This window comes from Streptomyces sp. UC4497 (genome assembly GCF_054871485.1).
The window spans coordinates 22,479-43,008 of sequence record NZ_JBTYHB010000042.1 but is presented as its reverse complement, the minus strand read 5'-3'; the positions used below and the strand labels follow the sequence as shown (position 1 = coordinate 43,008).

Here is a 20,530-nt window from a genome sequence, read left to right as displayed (position 1 = left end):
GTGGGCAAGGCGGCACCCCGGTACCGCGCACCCATCACGACGGGCGCCGACCACGGCACGGCCTCGGAGCCACGGTGCCGCGCAACGAAACGCAGAGCGCCGACATCGGCCAAGCACCGGGGGCCGACGCCCCGGAGGGGGCGGGCGGCTGGGAGATGAGCGGGCCGGCGCAGCCGGGTGGGGCCGGGGTCGGCGCAACGAGCACCGCAAGCGCCACCCCGGCACAGGTCCACAACCACGGTGCCGCGCGCCGATCACCCGGGCGCCGACCCGGCACCGGCCCGAAACCCCGGCCCCCGCCACCGCGCACCCCCGCACCGCGGACCGTAACCTCTCCACCGTGACGGACATGCCGCAGACCCACCGCCCCGCCAAAAGCATCCGCGTCCTGCTCGCGGAGGACCAGGGCATGATGCGCGGCGCTCTCGCGCTGCTCCTCGGGCTCGAGCCGGACCTCGACGTCGTCGCCCAGGTCGCGCGCGGCGATGCCATCGTGGACGCGGCGCTCGAGCACCGCCCCGACGTCGCACTCCTCGACATCGAGCTCCCCGGCCGCAGCGGCCTCGACGCCGCCGCCGAACTGCGCGACGAGGTCCCGGACTGCCGGGTCCTGATCCTGACCACGTTCGGCCGCCCCGGCTATCTGCGCCGGGCGATGGAGGCCGGGGCCGCCGGGTTCCTCGTCAAGGACGGCCCCGTAGAAGAACTCGCCGAGGCCATCCGCACGGTGCTGCGCGGCGAGACGGTCGTCGATCCGGCACTCGCCGCGGCCGCGCTGGGCGCCGGGCCGAACCCGTTGACCGCGCGGGAGGCGGACGCGTTGCGGGCGGCGGCGGACGGTGCGACCGTCTCCGACATCGCCGGGGAGCTTCATCTGTCGGAGTCGACGGTTCGCAATTACCTGTCGTCGGCGATCGGGAAGACGGGGGCACGCAATCGGACGGAGGCGTTGCGGGCGGCTTCCGAGAACGGGTGGCTGTAACGGGGTTACGGCCTCGGCGGTCACCCGCCGGAGGAACTCGGCTTGGCGGTCGATGAGTTGCGCATACCCACCACCAACACCACCGCCGCGACCACCAGAATTCCCGCCCCCACCGCGAACGCCCCCGCATACCCCCGGGTCAGCGCGACAGGATCCACCGAACCCGCGGCGCGACTCGTCGCCACCGTCGACAGGATCGCAAGACCCAGCGAACCGCCCAACGTCCGCGACGTGTTGACCAGGCCGGAGACCAGCCCCGCGTCGCCCGCCGCAGCCCCGGACGTGGCGAGCGAGGCCAACGGCGTCATCGCGCACCCGGCGCCCGCCATCATCACGATCCCGGGCAGCATGATCGTGGTGACGTACCCCCCGTCCGCGCTCATCGTCGACTGCCACAGGAACCCGGCCGCGGTCACGACCACCCCCGCAACCGCCACGTTCCGCGCACCGAACCTCGGCATCAACCGCGGCGCGAACTTCGACCCGAGCACCACCGCGAGCGAGCTCGGCACCAGCGCGAGCCCCGCCTCGATCGGCGTGTAGCCGAGCACGTTCTGCGCGTACAGCGTCATGAAGAACCACATGGCGAACGAGCCCATGCCGCACACGAACATCGCCGCGTTGGCGACCGCCACCGACCGCACCTTGAACAGACCCAGAGGCATCAGCGGCACCCTCGTACGCGCCTCCACCACCAGGAACGCGACGATCAGCAGCAGCGCGACCCCCAGCGGCACCAACGTCGCCGCGTCGCCCCAGCCCTGCTCCTCCGTCTGCACGATGCCGTACGCGAGGACCGCCGTGCCCGCCGTCACGAGCACCGCGCCGGGCAGGTCGAGCCTGCGCTCGCCGCCCGCGCGGGACTCCCGGATCCAGCGGGCCGCCGCCGCGAGGACGACCGCGCCCAGCGGAACGTTGATGAGGAGCACCCAACGCCAGTTGAGCCCCTCCGTGAGGACTCCGCCGACGAGCCCGCCGGCCGCGCCGCCGCCCGCCCCGACGGCGGTCCACGTCGCGATGGCCCGCGCCCGCGCCGCGCCTTCCGGTACGGCCGACGTGAGGATCGTCAACGTAGAGGGAGCCAGCACCGCCGCACCGAGGCCCTGCACCGCCCGCGCCGCCAGCAGCTGCCAGCCCTCCTGCGCGAGCCCACCCGCGAGCGACGCCAGCGTGAACAGCCCGAGCCCGACCAGGAACATCCGCTTGCGGCCGAAGAGGTCTCCTGCCCTGCCGCCGAGCAGCATGAAGCCGGCGAACGCGATCGAGTACGCGTTCACCACCCACTGCAACCCGCTCGCGCTGAGCCCGAGGTCGGTGCGCATCGACGGCAGCGCCACGTTCACCACGGACACGTCGAGGACGACGAGGAACTGCCCGGCACAGGCCACGGCCACCACCAGCCAGGCAGGTGGGGCGCCGGCCGCCCGGCCACGGGAACGTATCGCGTCGTCGAAGGCCGCTTCGGAAGCGGCGTCGGGAGGAGTCTGGGCCATGCGTGTCATGGTCTCAGTCGCCCAACACCCCGTACATCCGGATTTCGCCGCAGACGCCGTGGGCCGCCGGGCATAGGTCTCCGGACCTACGCCCCCGTAGCCCTCCGTAGGCCCCCGTGAGCGTCATCCCCGCCGCAGCATCGTCACCACCGCCGCGCCGCCGAGCCCGATGTTGTGTGCGAGGCCGACCCGCGCGCCCGCAACCTGCCGCGCGCCCGCCTCGCCCCTCAACTGCCAGGTCAGCTCGGCAGCTTGGGTGATGCCGGTCGCGCCCAGGGGGTGGCCCTTGGAGATGAGGCCGCCGGAGGGGTTCACCACCCACTTGCCGCCGTACGTCGTCGCGCCCGACTCGACGAGCTTGCCGGACTCGCCCTCCGCGCACATGCCGAGCGCCTCGTACGTGAGGAGTTCGTTGATGGAGAAGCAGTCGTGCAGCTCGACGACGTCGACGTCCTCGATGCCGAGCCCGGAAGTCTCGTAGACCTGCCGCCCCGCCTCCCGCGACATGGGCTGTCCGACGACGTCGATGCAGGACCCGGACGCGAAGGACTCCTCCGTGTCCGTCGTCATCGACTGGGCCGCGATCTCGACCGCCTTGTCGCCCAAGTCCCGCTCCTCCACGAAGCGTTCGGACACCACGACCGCCGCGGCCGCTCCGTCCGACGTCGGCGAGCACTGCAACTTGGTCAGAGGCGTGTGGATGGTCTTGGCGGCGAGGATCTCGTCGACCGAGTACGCGTCCTGGAACTGGGCGTACGGGTTGTTCACCGAGTGGCGGTGGTTCTTGGCGCCGACCGCCGCCAACTGCGCCTCGGTCGTGCCGTACCGCTCCATGTGCTCGCGCGCGGCGTCGCCGAAGATCTGGGCGGTGGGCGGCGACATCTCGAAGCCGTGGCGGGCCGCCATGATGCCGTAGTGGCGGGCGACAGGGGACGTCTTGAAGTCGCCTCCGTCGGCGCCGCCGCCCAGCGCGCCGCGCTGCATCTTCTCGAAGCCGAGCGCGAGTACACAGTCACTCGCCCCGCCCTCGACGAACTGGCGGGCCATCATCAGCGCGGTCGAACCCGTCGCGCAGTTGTTGTTGACGTTGTAGATGGGGATGCCGGTCAACCCCAGTTCGTACGCGGCCCGTTGGCCCGCCGTCGAGGCCTGGAAGCAGTAACCGACGGGGGCCTGCTGGACGTCCACGTACGCGACGCCGGCGTCCGCGAGCGCCGCCGCGCCCGCCTCCTTCACCATGTCCCAGTACTGCCAGTCCCGGGTCTCGGGCTTCTCGAACTTGGTCATGCCGACGCCGACTATGTACGACTTCATGGCTGCGAGCCCTCCTGCCATTAACTGACGATGCGTCAGATACTGGCAGGGCGGGCCGCCCAACGGAAGGGGCTCAGGGGCCCAGCAGCCCCTCGATCTCGCTCTCCCCATAACCGAGTTCGGCCAGCACCTCCCTGCTGTGCTGCCCGAGCGTCGGCGGCGCGGAGCGCACCGCCGGGCGGGCGCCGTGGAACGTGACGGGGAACGCGACCTGCCGCAACGGCCCCACGTCCGGGTGGTCGACCTTCTGCACCATGTCGAGGGCCGCCGTCTGCGGGCAGTCGTAGACCTCGTCGAGGGTGCGGATGGCCGTGACGGGCACGCCGAGCGGCTTGAGCAGGTCGACCCAGTGCGCCACCGTTTCGTCGACGAGCACCGACTCCAGCTTGGCGTTCAGGGCCGTACGGTTCGTCACCCGGTCCCGGTTGCTCGCGAAGCGCTCGTCGTCCGCCCACTCCGGGTGGCCGAGGGCGGTCACGAGGCGGCGGAAGAGCGCGTCGTTGCCGACCGCGATCACGAAGTGCCCGTCGGCGGCCCGGTACGCCTGGTACGGGACGAGGCTGGGGTGGCCCGAGCCCAGGCGCCCCGGCCGCTCGCCCGTCGCGAAGTAACCCGTGGCCCAGTTGATGTGCAGGGCGAGTTGGGACTCGTAGAGGGAGGTCGTGACGTACTGGCCGCGGCCCGTGCGCTCGCGTTCGACGAGGGCCGCGTTCACGCCGATGAGGCCGAAGAGGGCGGCGCCGAGGTCGCCCATCGCGTAACCGGCCTTGACGGGCGGCCCGTCCGGCTCACCAGTCAGCGACATCAGTCCGGCCGACGCCTGCGCCACCATGTCGTAGCCGGGTTCGTCGCGCAGCGGCCCGGTGTCGCCGAAGGCCGAGATGTGCAGGATGACCAGGCGCGGGTAGCGCTCGCTCAGTTCGCGGTAGTCGAAGAGTCGGGCGAGCGAGGAGCCGGGGCGGAAGTTCTCCACCATGACGTCGGCGTCGACGAGCATCCGGTGCACGGCGTCCTGCCCCGCCTCCGACTTGAGGTCGAGGGCGACCGATCGCTTGTTGCGGTTCGCCGCCAAGTAGTAGGTGGCGTCGGGGCCGTTGAAGGGCGGGCCCCAGGATCGGGTGGGGTCGCCGCCTTCGGGGTGCTCGACCTTGATGACGTCGGCGCCGAGGTCGGCGAGCGACATGGTGACGTACGGGCCCGCGAGGATCTTCGAGAGGTCGACGACCTTCATTCCGGTGAGAGGCGTGTGCTCAGGCACGGTGGGTCTCCTGGAGATCGGCGAGCGGGACCTGTCCGCCGTCGGCCAGCGCGGCGAAGTGGTCCAGGGCGGTGCGGGGCAGCGCGGCCGGATCGTCGGCGAGCGCCGTGTACGCGCGGGCGACGAGGAGCGCGCGGCCGTCACCGCTCGTACGGGCCTCGTGGTCGGCCTGGTCGTACAGGAGGGTCTCCATGACGGCGCGGGTGAGCTCGTCGGCGTACCGCCCGACCCTCATCTCCCTCTCGTCCTGCGGGAGTTGGAGGATTCCGTCCCCCCTCTTGCGCAGCGTCTCCCAACGGTCGGCGGTGGCGGGGCGGTCGCCGTAGGTGTCGGCGAGGGTGTGGTGGGCGTTCTGGCGGCGCATGCAGCGCAGGACGTCGAGGGCGATGACGTTCGAGGAGCCCTCCCAGATGGAGCCGAGGTGGGCGTCGCGGACGAGGCGCGGGTTGACCCAGTCCTCGATGTAGCCGTTGCCGCCGCGGATCTCCATGGCCTCGCCGGTGACGGTGCGTGCACGCTTGCACAGGGTGTGCTTGGCGAGGGGGGTGAGGACGCGGACGAGCGCGCGGGCCTGCTCATCGCCCTCGTCGGCGGCGGTGAGCCGGGCGGCCGCTTCGAGCACCAGGTGCAGGGCGGCCTCCGTGTCGAGGATCATCGGCAGCAGCGTGGCCCGCATCAGCGGCTGGTCGAAGAGGGGCTTGCCGAAGACCTCGCGTACGCGGGTGTGGTCGACGGACTCGCGGACGGCGCGGCGCATCAGGGCGGTGGCGCGCATGGCGTTGGAGAGGCGGGAGACGTTGAGCATCTCGGCCATCTGCCGGAATCCGTTGGTGAGTTGACCGACGGGCGTCGCGTACGCCTCGTCCAGTGTCACCTCGCCGCTGGCGATGGAGCGCGACCCCAGCTTGTCCTTGAGGCGGTCGATGCGGATGGAGTTGCGGCTGCCGTCGGGGCGCAGGCGCGGCACGAGGAACATGCCGAGCCCGCGCGTGCCCTCCCCCTGCCCGGGGACGCGGGCGAGGGTGAGGATGACATCGGCGGACGGGTTGGAGGCGAACCACTTCTTGCCGGTGAGGGTCCAGTGGTCGCCGTGTTCGGTGGCGACGGTCTCGGTGAGTCCTACGTCGGTGCCGCCCTGCTTCTCCGTCATGAACATCGCGCCGGTGGCCCGGAGTTCGGGGTCGGTGGAGGAGAGTGCGGCTATCTCGTCGGCGTACCGCTCGGGGTCGAAGAGGCGCAGGATGCGGGCGGCGGAGTCGGTCATGGACAACGGGCAGGCCATGCCGAACTCGGACTGTACGTAGAGGTAGGACAGCGCGTACTTGACGGTGTGCGGGACCTTGGTGGGCCAGCCGAGGACGCCGGGCCTGTGGGACATCGCGGCGAGGCCGAAGCGCTCGTAGGCGATGGCCGCGGCCTTGTCGTGGGCGGGGTGGAAGTCGACCTCGTCGATCCGGGTGCCGTCGGGGGCGTACTGGACGAGCCGCGGCGGGTTGGCGTCGGCGAGGGCGGCCTGCCGGTCGAGCTCGCCGGCGGCCAGTTCACCGAGTTCGACGAGGAGCGGTTCGACCCGGTCACGATCCTCGGCGGACAGCACGCGGTCGAGGGCGGAACGCAGAACGGGGTCACGGTCGGCGTAGTTCATGGAACCTCCAGGTCCACATCAAGCCCCTGCGGCGATTGAGCGGCGGGGGCCGGGGCAGGGCCCCAATCCAGCCCCTCCGGCGTTTGAGGAGCGAGGTCCGGGGCGGAGCCCCGATCTTTCGAGCCCCTGCGGCGATTGAGCAGCAGGGCATGGGGCAGGCAGAGCCCCGATCAAGCCCCGCCGGCGATTGAGGCGCGGGGTCCGGGGCGGAGCCCCGTGGCGTCGGGGTCACCCGCGGCGTCCCCACCCGTCCGCGCCAACAACGGCAGCACACCCGCCAACGTGATCCCCGTGTACGCCAGCCCGAGCGCGACAACCGGCCAGATCGAGTCGAACGAGGTCAAGAGGTACTGCGAGACGATCGGCGCGGTCCCCGCGAAGAGCGTCGTACACAGCTGGTACGACAACGACATCCCGGTGTACCGGACCTCGACGGGGAAGACCCGCGCAAGGATCCCCGCAAGCGCCGCGTAGTACATGGCATGCGGGAACGTCGCGAGCCCCATCCCCAACACGGCAAGCCAGAAGTTTCCCGTCCCCACCAGCACGAACATCACCGGCAGCACGACGAATTCAGGAATCAGCATCCACAACACGGCTTTGCGCACAGGCCACTTGCTCGCCAACACCGCGCCGAACGGCTGCACAATCACCTGCACCACGAGCGCGAGCGCGATGACGGTGAGGAACGTCGACCGGTCGAAGTCCAGGTCGGACGTGGCCCACGACAACGCGAACGTCGTCTTCACGTAGGTGATGGCGACACCGGCGGTACCCGCGAGCACACCCAGGAACACCAGCAGCGGATAGCGACTCAGTACGGTCTTGATGGGCAGCTTGACCGGCTTGTTGCGGGCGAGCGCGGCCCGCATCTCGGGCGTCTCGGCAAGCTTCAACCGAATGAACAGCCCAACGGCAACGAGCACCGCCGAGAACAGGAACGGCACCCGCCACCCCCACGACTCGAAGGCCGCGTCCGGGAGTTGGGCGATGCCGAGGAAGGCGAGCGTGGCGAGCAGATTGCCGACCGGCGAGCCCTGCTGGGCGAACGCCCCGTACAGCAACTTCCGCTTGGGCGGCGCGTATTCGGTGGCGATGAGCACGGCGCCACCCCACTCGCCGCCCATCGCGACGCCCTGGATCATCCGCAGCAGCACGAGCAGGATCGGCGCGGCGGCGCCGATCCGGTCGTATCCGGGCAGCAGCCCGACGCAGAAGGTGGCGCCACCCATCATCGTGAGCGTGGTGATCAGGGCCTTCTTGCGGCCGTACTTGTCACCGAAGTGCCCGAAGATCAGGCCGCCGAGGGGGCGGGCGAGGAAGCCGACCCAGAAGGTGGCGAAGGCGGCGAGCGTGCCGACGGCGGGTGAGGCGTCGGCGAAGAAGATCTTGCCGAGGACCAGCGCGGAGGCCGATCCGTAGATGTAGAAGTCGAACCACTCGATGGTGGTGCCGACGAACGCGGTGACCCCGGCGCGCTTGGCATCCCGGGCGAGGGCCGGATCGGCGGCCGGATCGGGGGCGGGCGCCGCCGGCTCGGCGGCGGGGGCCTCGTTCGGGGCGGGGGCGTCGTGCGGCATGCGAGCGTCCTCTCGGTGCGGCGGGTCCCGCCCGTCCGGCGCGGACACCGCGGCCCGTGCCCGCTCCGTCGCGAGACGCGGATCACTCTGCCCCCACGCATTAGGCGCTGTCCAAGACCAATTCCGGGTCCGATTGAGCTGCGATCGCGCGCAATCAGCTCCCGGAGTCCGAGGCCGCCGGAGCGTCCTCCGGTGTCGGCAGCACCTCCTGCGCCACCCGCAGCACCGCCTGCAACGCCGCCGACGGGTTGCCGCTGCGCCACCCGAGCGCGATCGGCAGGACCGGCACCTCGTCCCCGGCCAGCGGCCGGAACACCACATGTTCCAGGTGGATGTTGCGCGCCGACTCGACGACGACCGCGACGCCGACGCCCGCGCCGACCAGCGCCAGCATGTTGTACGAGTCCGGGGCCTCCTGCACGATCCGGGGCGCGAACCCGGCGTCGTGGCACGCCTGCACCATGGCGTCCCGCACCGCCGACTCGCGGGAGAGCGGGAAGGTGACGATGGGCTCGTCGGCGAGCGCACGCACGGGGACCTCGGCGCGGTCCGCGAGCGGGTGGCTGTCGGGCAGGGCGAGGACGAGGCGCTCCATGCGGACGACGCGGGCGGTGATGCCGCGCCGCACCGGCAGCGCCACGAAGCCGATGTCGAGCGTCCCATCAGTGACCCTGCGCAACGCCTCACCGCTGTAGGTCTGCCCTTCCAACACGAGCTCGATCCCGGGCAGTTGGGACGTCACGGCCCGGGTGAGCAACGGCAACGCCGCATAACTGCTGGCCCCGGCGAACCCCACCGAGACCCGCCCCACCTCCCCCAGATGCGCGGCCCGCACCGTCCTGTGCACGGCGGACGCATCCGCGAGCAGCCGCCGGGCCGGCTCCACGAGCGCCTGCCCGGCGGAGGTGAGGCGGACGGTACGGGTGGTCCGATCGAAGAGCTTCACCCCCAGATCGCGCTCCAACAGCTTGATCTGCTGACTCAGCGGCGACTGAGCAATGTGCAGCCGCTCGGCGGCCCGCCCAAAGTGCAACTCTTCCGCTACCGCTACGAATCCGGTGAGGTGTTTCAGCTCCACGGGGGTGACCTTACGGGGGCGGCTGCCGGGGGCAGGTTGTCCCCGTGCGCGCCCACACGTGGCTGGGCGCGCAGTTCCCCGCGCCCCTTTCGGCCCACCTCCCGCCTCGGCCGGCGGGTCCGGGGCGGTGCCCCGCATTTTCAGCCCCTCCGGCGTTTGAGGAGCGGGGCGCAGGGGCGGAGCCCCGCTCTTTTCAGCCCCTGCGGCGATTGAGCAGCGGGGTGCAGGGGCAGAGCCCCTGCCGGTTCCGCTAATCCCTCGGCAACCCCAGGATCCGCTCCGCCACCACGTTCAACTGCACCTGCGTCGTGCCACCGGCAATCGTCAGGCACCGCGACAGCAGGAACCCGTGGAGCGCCCGCTCCCCCGGCCCCTCGCGGAGCGCCCCCGCCGGGCCGAGGAGTTCGAGGGCCAGTCCCGCGACCTTCTGCTGGTGCGGGGTCTGCACGAGCTTGCGCACGGACGCCCCGGCCCCCGGCCCCTCCCCCGCCACCTGAAGCATGGTCGTACGGAGTCCGATGCAGCCGAGCGCGTGCGCCTCCGCCGCGAGGGCGCCGATGCGGGCCCGGTACGCGCCGTCGAGGTCGCCCGACCGTGCGAGCAGCGCCTCCAGGCCCGTGTCGAAGGTCAACTGGTCGGCCATGTGCACCCGTTCATTGCCGAGCGTGTGCCGGGCGACCCGCCAGCCGTCGTCGACCTCGCCGACCACCGCGTCGGCGGGCAGCACCACGTCGTCGAAGTAGACCTCGTTGAAGAGGGAGTCGCCGGTGATCTCGCGCAGCGGCCGGATGTCGATGCCCTCGGTGTTCTTCATGTCGAGGACGAAGTAGGTGAGGCCCTTGTGCTTGGGCGCGTCCGGGTTGGTCCGGGCCAGCAGGATGCCGTGGTCCGCCCACTGCGCGGCGCTCGTCCACACCTTCTGCCCGTTGATCCGCCACCGCCCGTCGGGCATCCGCTCCGCCTTCGTGCGCAGGGAGGCGAGGTCGGAGCCCGCGCCCGGCTCCGAGAACAGCTGGCACCACAGCGTCTCGCCGCGCAGGGTCGCCGGGAGATGCCGGTCGCGCTGCTCCTGGGTGCCGTACGAGATGAGGGAGGGCACGACCCACGTGGCGATGCCGAGGTCGCTGAGCTTCACCCCGGCCGCCTTCAACTCCTGCTGCACGGCCAGCTGTTGGACCGGCCCCGCACCGAGCCCGTACGGGGGCGGCAGGTGCGGCGCCGCGTACCCGGTGGGCGCGAGGGCCCGCCGCGCGGCCTTCGGGTCGAGCCCCCGCGCCCCCTCGATGACACCCCGGGCCGCCTCCCGGTACCCGTCCGCCTCGGCGGGCAGCGCGAACCGCAGCTCGCGGCGGACGCCGGACTCGGCGAGCCGCACGGCACGCAGCCGGTGCGTGTCCCCCGCGCCGAGCAGCTGCCGGGCGACGACGGCTCTGCGCAGATAGAGGTGCGCGTCGTGCTCCCAGGTGAAGCCGATGCCGCCGAGGACCTGGATGCAGTCCTTGGCGCACGAGTACGCGGCGTCGAGCGCGGTCCCCGCAGCGAGCGCGGCGACGAGCCCGCGCACATCGTCACCATCTCCTTCATCAAGCGCCCGCGCCGCGTCCCACGCCAGCGCCCCCGCCTGCTCCACCCGCACCAACATGTCCGCGCACAGGTGCTTCACGCCCTGGAACTGCCCGATCGGCCGCCCGAACTGCTCACGCACCTTGGCGTGTTCGGCCGCGGCGTGCAGCGCCCAGGCCGCGGTGCCGCAGGCGTCGGCGGCCAGCAGCACACCCGCCAGGTCGCGTACGAGCGTGCCGTCCACGGCGAGGATCCGGTCGGCGGGCACGACGGCGCCGGTCGCCGTCACCTCGGCGGTGGGCCGGGTCGGGTCCCCGCTCTCGTGCACGCGCACGGCGAGGCCGGAGGTCTCGGCGTCGGCGGCGAACCACACCACGCCGTCGGCGCTCTCCGCCGCGAGGACCAGCAGGTCGGCATCGGCGCCGGTGAGGACGGGTGGCGCGGCGCCGTCGAGCACAAGCCCGTCGGGTCCCGCGACGGCGCTGAGCCCGCCCGGCCCGAACGCGACCGCGCCGATCCGGTCCCCTTCGGCGAGCGCGCGGGTGAGCTCACGCCGCTCCGCCCTGCGCAGCACTTCCGCGGCGAGCACGCTGCCGACGAACGGCCCGGGCAGCGCCGCGCGCCCCGCCTCCTCCACGACCACCGCGAGATCGAGCAGGGTACCGCCCCCGCCTCCGTACGACTCGGGGAGGTGCACCCCGAGGAGGCCCTGCCCGGCGAGACCGTCCCAGTAGGAGGGGCGGTGACCGGGGGCGGCCGGGGCGTCGAGCAGCTTGCGCACCTCGTCGGGCGGTACGGCGCGCGCGATCCAACCGCGCACGGCGTCCGCGAGTTCCCGCTGTTCCTGCGTGATGGCGATGCCCATGCGGCGCACGGTAGAACACGTTCCAGTAGACCGGAAGACCAAACCTGACACCGAGTCAGAAACATCGGGAAGCGAACGTTCACCGACCGGTGACGTAATGAAGAGGTAAAGGATTCCGCTCGTACGACGACCGTCGGAATAGTCGCCCCAGCAGACCGGTTCGACATACACACAACCTGCCCGCACCACGACCGCACACCGACCGCACAACGCGCGCCCCGAGCCCGGCGGCGCGCGTTCGCCGTCCTCAGCGACACGTCCCAGTATGTGGACCCAGACCGCCTTCCGGAGGCCTTCCTTCATGTCCCAGCCGACGACTCAAGCCCGCCCGTCAGGCGGCGTCGTCCCCGTCCTCGCCTTCGCCGGCATCACCGTGGCGGTCATGCAGACGCTGCTCGTGCCGGTGATCAAGGACCTGCCCGAGCTGCTGAGCACCGCCCCCTCCAACGCGACCTGGGTCATGACCGCGACCCTCCTCGCGGGCGCCGTCGCGACCCCCATCATGGGCCGCCTCGGAGACCTCGCCGGCAAGCGCCGGATGCTGCTCACCAGCCTCGCCATCATGGTGTTGGGTTCCCTGGTCTGTGGCTTCACGGACAACCTGCTCGTCATGATCGTGGGCCGCGCGCTCCAGGGCTTCGCCATGGGCGCCATCCCGCTCGGCATCGGCCTGATGCGCGACATGCTGCCGCGCGAGAAGCTCGGCTCGGCGATGGCCCTGATGTCCTCCTCGATCGGTGTCGGCGGCGGACTCGCTCTCCCGGCGGCCGCGCTCGTCGCCCAGCACGCCGACTGGCACGCGCTGTTCTTCGGCGCGGCGGGCCTCGGCGTCGTGGCCATGGCGCTCACCGTCTTCTTCGTCCCGGAGAGCCCGCTGCGCGCACAGGGGACGTTCGACGTCGCGGGGGCCATCGGCCTCACCGTCGGTCTCATCCTCTTCCTGCTGCCCATCACCAAGGGCAGTGACTGGGGCTGGAGTTCGGGCACGACGCTCGGCCTGTTCGCCGCGGCGCTCGTCGTCCTCCTCGCCTGGGGCGCGATGGAGCTGCGCCTGAAGGCCCCGCTGGTCGACCTGCGCACGACGGCCCGCCGCGAGGTCCTGCTCACGAACCTCGCCTCGATCATGGTCGGCGTCGCCTTCTACGCGATCTCGCTCGTCCTGCCCCAGCTGCTCCAGCTCCCGAAGGAGACGGGCTACGGCCTCGGCCAGTCGATGGTCGTCGCGGGCCTGTGCGTGGCGCCGCTCGGCCTGACGATGATGCTGACGGCGCCGGTCTACGCCCGCCTGTCCGCCAAGTTCGGCCCGAAGGTCACCCTGCTCATGGGCCTGGTGATCATCGCGATCGGCTACGGCGCGGGCCTCGGCCTGATGAGCGCCCCCTGGCAGACCATCATCATCTCGGTCCTGGTCGGCGCGGGCATCGGCCTCGCCTACTCCTCGCTCCCCGCCCTGATCATCGGCGCGGTGGACGCGTCCGAGACGGGCGCGGCCAACGGCCTCAACACCCTGATGCGCTCCATCGGTACGTCGGTGTCCTCCGCGGTCATCGGCATGGTGCTGGCCAACACGGCGAACAACGTCGGCGGCGTCGCCGTCCCGACGATGCACGGCTTCCGGATCTCCTTCCTCATCGCCACGGGCGCGGTCGCGGTCGGCGTGCTGCTCGCCTTCGGCCTGCCGGGCCGCCGCAAGCCGACGGTTCAGCTGCGCGCCAGCAGCGAGGAGGACGCGATCCTCGAACGCGTGGAGGAGGCCCTCGCCGCCCAGTTCCACGGCCGCGTCCTCGACCCGGCGGGCCAGCCGGTGCCCCGCGCCAAGGTCACCCTGATCGACCGCCGCGGCCGCCAGGCGGGCTCGGCCCTCACGGACCCGGAGGGCGAGTTCGCCCTCGACGTCCCGACGGGCGGCTCCTACGTCCTCGCGACCACAGCCTCCGGCCACGCCCCACGCGCCTCGGCCGTCACCCACCACGGCGAGAACCGCCCGGTGCGGGTGGAGCTGGCACTGGAGTCGCTCGCTGAGACGGTGCGGTAGGCGGTAGTCGGGCTGCGGGCAGCCCAGAGAGGACGCGTCACGCGGTTGCGTGACGCGTCCTCTCTTTGTCTACGCTTCTTTGTCCACGTCGCACTCGAACCAGACGGTCTTCCCGATACGGGGCGCCTCGTGCGGTACGACGCCCCACCGGGCGGCCAGCGCGCCCACTATCGCCAACCCGCGCCCGGACTCGGCGAGTTCACCACGAGTGAGGTCTTGCGGTTCGGGCAACCCGGGGTGCGCGTCGGCGACTTCGACGCGCACGCCGTCGGCCGTCCGCATCATCCGCACGACACACCGCCGCCCCGGCACGTGCCGGACGACGTTGGCGACCAGCTCGGTGAGCGCGAGCTCGGCATCGTCGGCGAGCCCGGGCACCTCCCACGCCCCGAGGTGGATCCGCAGGATGCGGCGCAGGTGCCGCGCGCTGTGCTCACCTACGGTGAGCCCGAAACCGTAGGACTCGGCAAGTCCCGGCTCCGGGGCATCAGTTACGTGATTCATGTCACCAGCGTGAAGCGACTCGGTTACTCTCGGCTACGTCGTGATCGAAACGCCGCGAGGCGTTGCACGTCTGGGGTGACCGCCCGTGCCGAACATCCGCCGCGACCTGGACCCGGGCGCCTCGCCGCTCGACTACTTCGGCTTCGAGCTGCGCCGCCGCCGGGAGGAGGCCGGCCTCACCCTGGGCCAGCTCGGCGACTGCGTCTTCTGCACGGGTTCGCTGATCGGCCAGGTCGAGTGCGCGAAGAAGGTCCCTACCCGGGATTTCAGCGAGCGGGTCGATGCGGCGCTGGGCACGGAGGGGTTCTTTTCGGGGCTGGTGGGCTTGGTACTGCGAAGCCAACTTCCGCACTGGTTTCAGGCGTTCGCCGAGATGGAGGCACGGGCGACGTACATCTCCACGTACCAGTGCCAGTTGGTGTACGGGCTGTTGCAGACGGAGGAGTACGCGCGCGCGGTCCTCTCCGCCGAGGAGCACGACAGCCTGGAGGCAACCGTTGCCGCCAGGATGGAGCGGCAGCGCATCATGGCGCGCCCCGAACCCCCGGCCCTGTGGACGGTGTTGGACGAGGCAGTACTGCACCGGGAGATCGGCGGCCCCGACGTCATGCGAAGGCAACTCGCCCGGCTGTTGGAGTGCCGCGAGGTCCAGATCCTGCCGTTCGTCGCAGGTCAGCATGCGGGAATGATGGGAACGTTCACGTTGCTGCGCTTCGACGGTGACCCAGACCTTTACTACAGCGAGAGCTACGCATCGGGGCACATGACTGCCAACCCGCAAGTGATCAGGGAACGTTCGGTCGGTTACGCTCGCCTGCAGGCGGACGCTCTCTCCCCCCGGGAGTCGGCAGCCCTGATCACTCGCGTAATGGAGGCCAAGTATGGGCACCGCAACGTGGCGTAAGTCGTCGTACAGCGGCAGCAGCGGCGGCGAGTGCCTCGAAGTCGCCGCGCCCACCCCCACCGGGACCGTCGCCGTCCGGGACTCCAAGGACCCGGGTCTCGGCCACTTCCAGGTCTCGCCGGAGGCGTTCCGCCGTTTTGTGGAGGCGGTTGCCGCGCGGGGCGTCTAGCCTCGCCCGTCATGAGCTGGCTACCCGCGGACTTCGTCCACCCCACCCGCATACCCGTACCCGGAACCGCCCTCCACCTGAGGCCGATCAGGGAAGCGGACACCGCGATCGACTACCCCGCCGTGATGGGCTCCCGCGAACGCCTGTGGGACATCTTCGGCCCCGCCTGGGGTTGGCCCGCCGAGACCATGACGTACGAGGCGGACCGCGTGGACCTCCTCCGCCACGAGAAGGAGATCGCGGCGCACCAGTCGTTCAACTACGCGCTCCTGAACGAGGAGGAGACGAAGCTGCTGGGCTGCGTCTACATCGACCCGCCCGAGCGCGTCGGCGCGGACGCCGAAATCTCCTGGTGGGTGGTGGACGAACTCGTGGCCACCGCCGAGGAACGCGCACTCGACACCCTCGTCCCCGATTGGATCGCGTCCGACTGGCCGTTCCCGCGCCCGCGTTACGTGGGGCGCGACCTCACGTGGCAGGAGTGGCTGGCGCTTCCTGCCGCCGGGTGACGTCAGGCGCCGGCGGCTCTGGCAGGCGTGCTGAAGGCCTCACGCGGGTGGACTGTGACGTGTGACCACGATCTGGTCGTAGTTTCGCGTCACAGTCCGCCCACCCCCGGGGCTCCACCCCCGCGCACGTAGGGCAAAGTGATCAGCATGAGCATCACAAGCCGCAGCCACACCCCCTCCCCGGACGTCCTCGCCGCCTTCGAGGCGGCCAAGGGCTTCATGCCGCGCGGCGAAGGGCTCGCGCTGTACGGCGCCGCCGTCGACGCCGGGGCGCTCGGGCTGCCGCTGCTCGAGGTCGGGACGTACTGCGGCCGCTCCACCATCCTGCTCGCGGACGCCGCACGCGCGGCCGGCGTGAGCGCGCTCACCGTCGACCACCACCGCGGCAGCGAGGAGCAGCAGCCGGGCTGGGACTTCCACGACCCGGAGACCGTGGACCCGGAGGTGGGGCTCATGGACACCCTCCCCACGTTCCGGCGCACGCTGCACGCGGCGGGCCTGGAGGACCACGTGGTCGCGCTCGTCGGGAAGTCGCCGCAGGTCGCGAAGGCCTGGGGCGGGCCCCTCGGGCTCGTCTTCATCGACGGCGGGCACACCGACGAGCACGCCACCGCGGACTACGAGGGCTGGGCCCCGCACGTCGCCGACGGCGGCTACCTCGTCATCCACGACGTCTTCCCCGTGAAGCACGACGAGTGGACGGGGCAGGCGCCGTACCGCGTGTACCAGCGGGCACTCGCGTCCGGGGCGTTCACCGAGGTCTCGGAGTGCGACTCGCTGCGCGTCCTGCGTCGAAGTGGCGCAGGGATCTGAGCTCGCGGTTAAGGTCAGGAACGTGTCATACGTAGGTCCGGAACCCGATGGCTTCGATCCCGATGGGTGGGACGGCAGTGGCGGGGCGCCACGCCGCCGCTCCGGTGGTCGTCCCGTGCTCGTCGCCTTCGCCGCGCTGGTGCCGACAGCGCTCGCGGCGTGGCTGGTGTGGCAGGTCGTGAGCGGGCCGGGTGAGAGCGAGCCGCCGAAGGTGATGCCCGCGCCCGGCCAGTCCTCGACCGTCTCGCCCTCGCAGGACGAGAAGGATGAAAAGGACGGGAAGGTCTCGGCGAGTCCGGCGCAGTCGAAGTCCAAGGAGGACTCCGCCTCGCCGTCGGAGTCGAAGTCGAAGTCGTCCAAGGCCCCCGCCAAGCCCGCCGGCGGATCCGGCCCCCTCAGGGGCAAGGTCGTCGTCATCGACCCCGGCCACAATCCGGGCAACTTCCGGCACACGACCGAGATCAACCGGTCCGTGAACGTCGGCAACGGCTCCAAGGAGTGCGACACCACGGGTACGTCGACGAACGCGGGCTACACCGAGGCCCGGTTCACGCTGGACGTGGCGAAGCGTATGAGGACGATCCTCGAACGGCAGGGGGCGACCGTCCAATTGACCCAGAACGGGAGCCGCGCCTGGGGCCCCTGCGTCGACGAGCGCGCCGAGATCGGCAACACCGCGAAGGCCGACGCCGTCGTCTCCGTCCACGCGGACGGCTCGGGCGAGGGCAACCGCGGCTTCCATGTGATCCTTCCCGCATCCGTGCGCGCGGGAGCCGCCGACACCACCCCGATCGTGAAGCCCTCGCGCGACCTCGGCGAGCGGATCGCGGGCCTCTACGTGAAGGCCACGGGCCAGGCCCCGTCGAACTACGTCGGTGGTGGCACGGGCCTCGACACCCGCAGTGACCTGGGAGGACTCAACCTTTCCAAGGTTCCCAAGGTCTTCATCGAGTGTGGCAACATGCGGGACTCGCAGGACGTCGAGCGACTGACCTCGGACGCCTGGCGGCAGAAGGCGGCGCAGGGCATCTCTGAGGGAATCATGAGTTTCCTCCGCGGGTAACTGTCACCCTATGGATCTCGGCAGACACTCCCCGGACCCGGGCGATAGTGTCCTCCGTACGATGTGGGGCCACCCCTGCGCTATGCGCCGCCTCCACCGATGACCGGACGACTGACGAAGGACTTGAAGTGAATATCCGCTCCCTCACTCGAGGCGACGGCGTGGTGATCGGAGCAGCGGTATTGCTGTTGATCGCCTCGTTCCTCGATATCTACTCCGCCGACGGGGCGCCCGACAGCGTCGAGTTCCCGAATGCCTGGGAGAGCGGCCCGCTTCTCATGAGCGTGGTGCTCGCGGGCGTCATCGGTGCCGTGCTCATCGTGGTCAGCCGCGGTACGGCGCAGCCTCGTAAGGTCGCGGGGATCGACCTCGGCCAGTTCGGCATCGCGGCCACGGTGCTGGCGGCGTGGGCGGCGCTCGGCAACGTCTTCGACCCGGCGGGCGGCGCCAACAACGTCAGCACCGGCCTCAGCTCCGGATCCGGCTCCGACGGTCCGGACGCCGGGCTCGGCCTGATCCTGGCCCTCGTCGCCACCCTCGTCATGGCCGCCGCCGCGATCGCGACGCCGCTGGTCCCGGCCCTGAAGGGCGCCCTCCTCGGTGCCCCGCGCCCGCAGCAGCCGCAGCCGTACGGCGGCCAGCAGCAGGGCTACGGCTACCCGGGCGCCCAGCAGCACCCCGGCGGCCCCGGCCAGCAGCAGCCCTACGGCGCGCAGCAGCCCGGCCCGGGCCAGCAGCAGCCGTACGGCGGTCAGCCGCAGCAGCAGGGCGCCCCGGCGCCGCAGGCCGCCGCGCAGCCGCCGGCCGCGGACTTCTCGCCGTTCTGGTTCGCCGTGCCGGTGCCGCGTCCGCTCTTCGCGGAGGACGGCTCGCAGGCGCAGATCGCGGAACTGGCGCCCGGTACCTGGTACTTGGCGGTCGAGCAGCGGGGCCCCGGCCTCGTCGCCCAGACCCAGGACGGCCGCCGTGGTGTGCTCCAGGACACCTCCGGGATCCAGCGCGGCTGACCCCGGCCGATGGCCTTCGAGGCCCCTCGCCTGTCTTCCGGGTGGGGGGCCTTTCGCGTACAGTCGCGCACCGAAAGCCGGAACTGATGGTCCATCAGATGGTGGCCATCGGCCATGTCGTCGGACACGGGGGTGCACATGCGGCTCGGAATCGCACTCGGCTACTGGGGGCGCGGACCGAACCCCGACCATCTTCAACTCGTGCGTGACGCCGAGGAGTTGGGCTACGACTCGGTGTGGACGGCGGAGTCCTGGGGCAGTGACGCGTTCACCCCGCTCACCTGGTTCGCCGCGCACACCTCGCGGATCAGGCTCGGCACGGCGATCGCGCAGATGGCCGCCCGCTCCCCCACCACGACCGCGATGCACGCGCTCACCCTGGACCACCTGTCGGGCGGCCGGATGATGCTGGGCATGGGGCTCTCCGGGCCGCAGGTCGTGGAGGGCTGGTACGGGCGCCCGTTCCCCCGCTCCCCGCTGACGGCCACCCGCGAGTACGTGGATGTCGTGCGGCAGGTGCTGCGGCGCGAGGGGCCCGTCGAGGTCGACGGGCGGTTCCACTCGCATCCGTACCGGGGCGAGGACGGCACCGGGCTCGGCAAGGCCCTCAAGCCCATCACGCACCCCCTGCGCCCCGATCTGCCGATCCTGCTCGGCGCGGAGGGGCCGAAGAACATCGCGCAGACCACGCGGATCGCGGACGGCTGGCTGCCGCTGTACTGGTCGCCGACGCGGACGGACGTGTACGAGGCGTCACTCACTGACCTGCCGGAGGCCTTCACCATCGCGCCCATGGCCCGCGCGAAGGTCTGCGACGACGTCGCCGAGGGGCTGCTCCCGGTGAAAGCGATGCTCGGCTTCTACATCGGCGGCATGGGGCACGCGACCCGCAACTTCCACGCCGATCTCATGGCGCGCATGGGGTACGAGGCCGAGGCCCGGCACATCCAGGACCTGTTCGCCGAGGGGCGCAGGGAGGAGGCGGTGCTCGCCGTGCCGGACGCGTTCGCCGACGAGATCTCGCTCGTCGGACCGCGTGAACGGATCGCGGAGCGCTTGGAGTTGTGGCGCAAGGGCCCGGTGACGGACCTGCTGGTCCTGTCCCCGGACCCGCACACGTTGCGCGTACTGGCCGAGCTGAACTCGTAGGCCACGAAAGGCGCTAGGAGCCCTTGGTGAGTTGAGAGGCCGACGGGACCTTGTTCGTCACTTCGGCGCCCGCGTCCTTGCCCGCGTCCTTGACGCCGCTGATGACCTCGTTGAAGGAGGAGGTCACGTCGCCGAGGCCCTCGCCCTTGCGCAGCTTGGTCGACAGGCCCTTCAGTGACGCGATGCCGGCCGTCAGCGGCCCGACCGCCTTCGAGAGCGTCGGGTCGCCCTCCGCGTTCTTCGAGGCGGCCTTCAGCCGGTTGTACGTGAACGCGCCCGCGAGGCCCGCCTTGACGAGCGCGAACCTGCGGCCGTCCGCGCCGGCCTTGAACTTGCCAGCGCGGTACGGCTTCACGATCCACTGATACGTGGCACCCGCCGCGAGCCCCGCGTTCGCCGCGAACCTGGTCTTGGCGAACTTCTGCTTCTCGGCCTTCGTGGTGGCGCTCGACGAGGCCTTGGTCGCGGACGCCGAGTCGCTGTCGGAGCCGCACGCGGTCGCGCCGGCGAGCAGCGCGCCGCACAGCATCAGGGCCGTGAGCAGGCGTCGCAGGGGAAGAGGGGAACGGGTTACCACCGACTACCTCCGTGGCTGGAGT

General features: G+C 71.3%; 18 protein-coding genes. 9 read left to right on the top strand and 9 right to left on the bottom strand.

Going from position 1 to position 20,530, the window contains the following annotated elements:
• The first annotated feature begins 349 nt into the window (after positions 1–349).
• Positions 350–982, top strand: a complete 633-nt coding sequence (locus ACYSUO_RS36400) for a response regulator transcription factor (RefSeq protein WP_327666261.1) — start codon at positions 350–352, stop codon at positions 980–982.
• A gap of 20 nt (positions 983–1,002) precedes the next feature.
• Here ACYSUO_RS36400 and ACYSUO_RS36395 read toward each other — a convergent pair whose 3' ends face one another.
• The 7 genes from ACYSUO_RS36395 to ACYSUO_RS36365 form a co-directional block, all read right to left on the bottom strand.
• A complete protein-coding gene (locus tag ACYSUO_RS36395; RefSeq protein WP_461780479.1) occupies positions 1,003–2,475 on the bottom strand; it encodes a DHA2 family efflux MFS transporter permease subunit in 1,473 nt (490 codons plus the stop codon).
• Positions 2,476–2,598: 123 nt separating this feature from the next.
• The gene (locus ACYSUO_RS36390) at positions 2,599–3,789 is read right to left on the bottom strand and encodes a lipid-transfer protein (protein ID WP_461780478.1); all 1,191 of its coding nucleotides are present in this window, start codon (positions 3,787–3,789) and stop codon (positions 2,599–2,601) included.
• Positions 3,790–3,862: 73 nt separating this feature from the next.
• Positions 3,863–5,047, bottom strand: a complete 1,185-nt coding sequence (locus tag ACYSUO_RS36385) for a CaiB/BaiF CoA transferase family protein (protein WP_461780477.1) — start codon at positions 5,045–5,047, stop codon at positions 3,863–3,865.
• A complete protein-coding gene (locus tag ACYSUO_RS36380; RefSeq protein WP_461780476.1) occupies positions 5,040–6,692 on the bottom strand; it encodes an acyl-CoA dehydrogenase family protein in 1,653 nt (550 codons plus the stop codon). Before ACYSUO_RS36380 ends, ACYSUO_RS36385 begins: the two co-directional genes overlap by 8 nt.
• A 170-nt stretch (positions 6,693–6,862) precedes the next feature.
• Complete coding sequence (locus tag ACYSUO_RS36375; protein WP_461780475.1) at positions 6,863–8,272, bottom strand: MFS transporter; 1,410 nt, start codon at positions 8,270–8,272, stop codon at positions 6,863–6,865.
• A 154-nt stretch (positions 8,273–8,426) separates the two neighbouring features.
• Positions 8,427–9,350, bottom strand: coding sequence for a LysR substrate-binding domain-containing protein (locus ACYSUO_RS36370; protein WP_461780474.1), 924 nt, complete (start codon positions 9,348–9,350; stop codon positions 8,427–8,429).
• 250 nt (positions 9,351–9,600) lie between these two features.
• Positions 9,601–11,778, bottom strand: coding sequence for an acyl-CoA dehydrogenase (locus tag ACYSUO_RS36365; RefSeq protein ID WP_461780473.1), 2,178 nt, complete (start codon positions 11,776–11,778; stop codon positions 9,601–9,603).
• A 301-nt stretch (positions 11,779–12,079) separates the two neighbouring features.
• Here ACYSUO_RS36365 and ACYSUO_RS36360 point away from each other — a divergent pair, with 301 nt between their 5' ends.
• Complete coding sequence (locus ACYSUO_RS36360) at positions 12,080–13,813, top strand: MFS transporter (RefSeq protein WP_461780472.1); 1,734 nt, start codon at positions 12,080–12,082, stop codon at positions 13,811–13,813.
• Positions 13,814–13,882: 69 nt separating this feature from the next.
• Here ACYSUO_RS36360 and ACYSUO_RS36355 read toward each other — a convergent pair whose 3' ends face one another.
• A complete protein-coding gene (locus tag ACYSUO_RS36355; protein ID WP_461780471.1) occupies positions 13,883–14,317 on the bottom strand; it encodes an ATP-binding protein in 435 nt (144 codons plus the stop codon).
• An 85-nt stretch (positions 14,318–14,402) separates the two neighbouring features.
• On the opposite strand from ACYSUO_RS36355, the gene ACYSUO_RS36350 reads away from it, so the two are divergent.
• The 7 genes from ACYSUO_RS36350 (at position 14,403) to ACYSUO_RS36320 (ending at position 19,931) form a co-directional block, all read left to right on the top strand.
• A complete protein-coding gene (locus ACYSUO_RS36350; RefSeq protein ID WP_461780470.1) occupies positions 14,403–15,221 on the top strand; it encodes a helix-turn-helix domain-containing protein in 819 nt (272 codons plus the stop codon).
• Positions 15,199–15,390: a DUF397 domain-containing protein gene (locus ACYSUO_RS36345; RefSeq protein WP_461780469.1), complete on the top strand. Its 192-nt coding sequence runs from the start codon at positions 15,199–15,201 to the stop codon at positions 15,388–15,390. Before ACYSUO_RS36350 ends, ACYSUO_RS36345 begins: the two co-directional genes overlap by 23 nt.
• Positions 15,391–15,401: 11 nt before the next feature.
• Positions 15,402–15,899 carry a GNAT family N-acetyltransferase gene (locus tag ACYSUO_RS36340; protein ID WP_461780468.1) on the top strand — a complete coding sequence of 166 codons (498 nt, stop codon included), beginning with the start codon at positions 15,402–15,404 and terminating at the stop codon, positions 15,897–15,899.
• Positions 15,900–16,046: 147 nt separating this feature from the next.
• Complete coding sequence (locus ACYSUO_RS36335; protein ID WP_461780467.1) at positions 16,047–16,712, top strand: class I SAM-dependent methyltransferase; 666 nt, start codon at positions 16,047–16,049, stop codon at positions 16,710–16,712.
• Positions 16,713–16,734: 22 nt separating this feature from the next.
• On the top strand, positions 16,735–17,775 hold the full coding sequence (locus ACYSUO_RS36330) for an N-acetylmuramoyl-L-alanine amidase (protein ID WP_461780466.1): 1,041 nt from the start codon (positions 16,735–16,737) through the stop codon (positions 17,773–17,775).
• A gap of 128 nt (positions 17,776–17,903) precedes the next feature.
• Entirely contained in the window at positions 17,904–18,782 is an 879-nt protein-coding gene (locus ACYSUO_RS36325; protein ID WP_461780465.1) for a hypothetical protein, read from the top strand.
• A 138-nt stretch (positions 18,783–18,920) separates the two neighbouring features.
• Positions 18,921–19,931, top strand: a complete 1,011-nt coding sequence (locus tag ACYSUO_RS36320) for an LLM class F420-dependent oxidoreductase (protein ID WP_461780512.1) — start codon at positions 18,921–18,923, stop codon at positions 19,929–19,931.
• Positions 19,932–19,944: 13 nt separating this feature from the next.
• Here the strand turns inward: ACYSUO_RS36320 and ACYSUO_RS36315 are convergent, their stop codons facing one another.
• On the bottom strand, positions 19,945–20,460 hold the full coding sequence (locus ACYSUO_RS36315; RefSeq protein WP_461780511.1) for a hypothetical protein: 516 nt from the start codon (positions 20,458–20,460) through the stop codon (positions 19,945–19,947).
• Between the last annotated feature and the right edge of the window lie 70 nt (positions 20,461–20,530).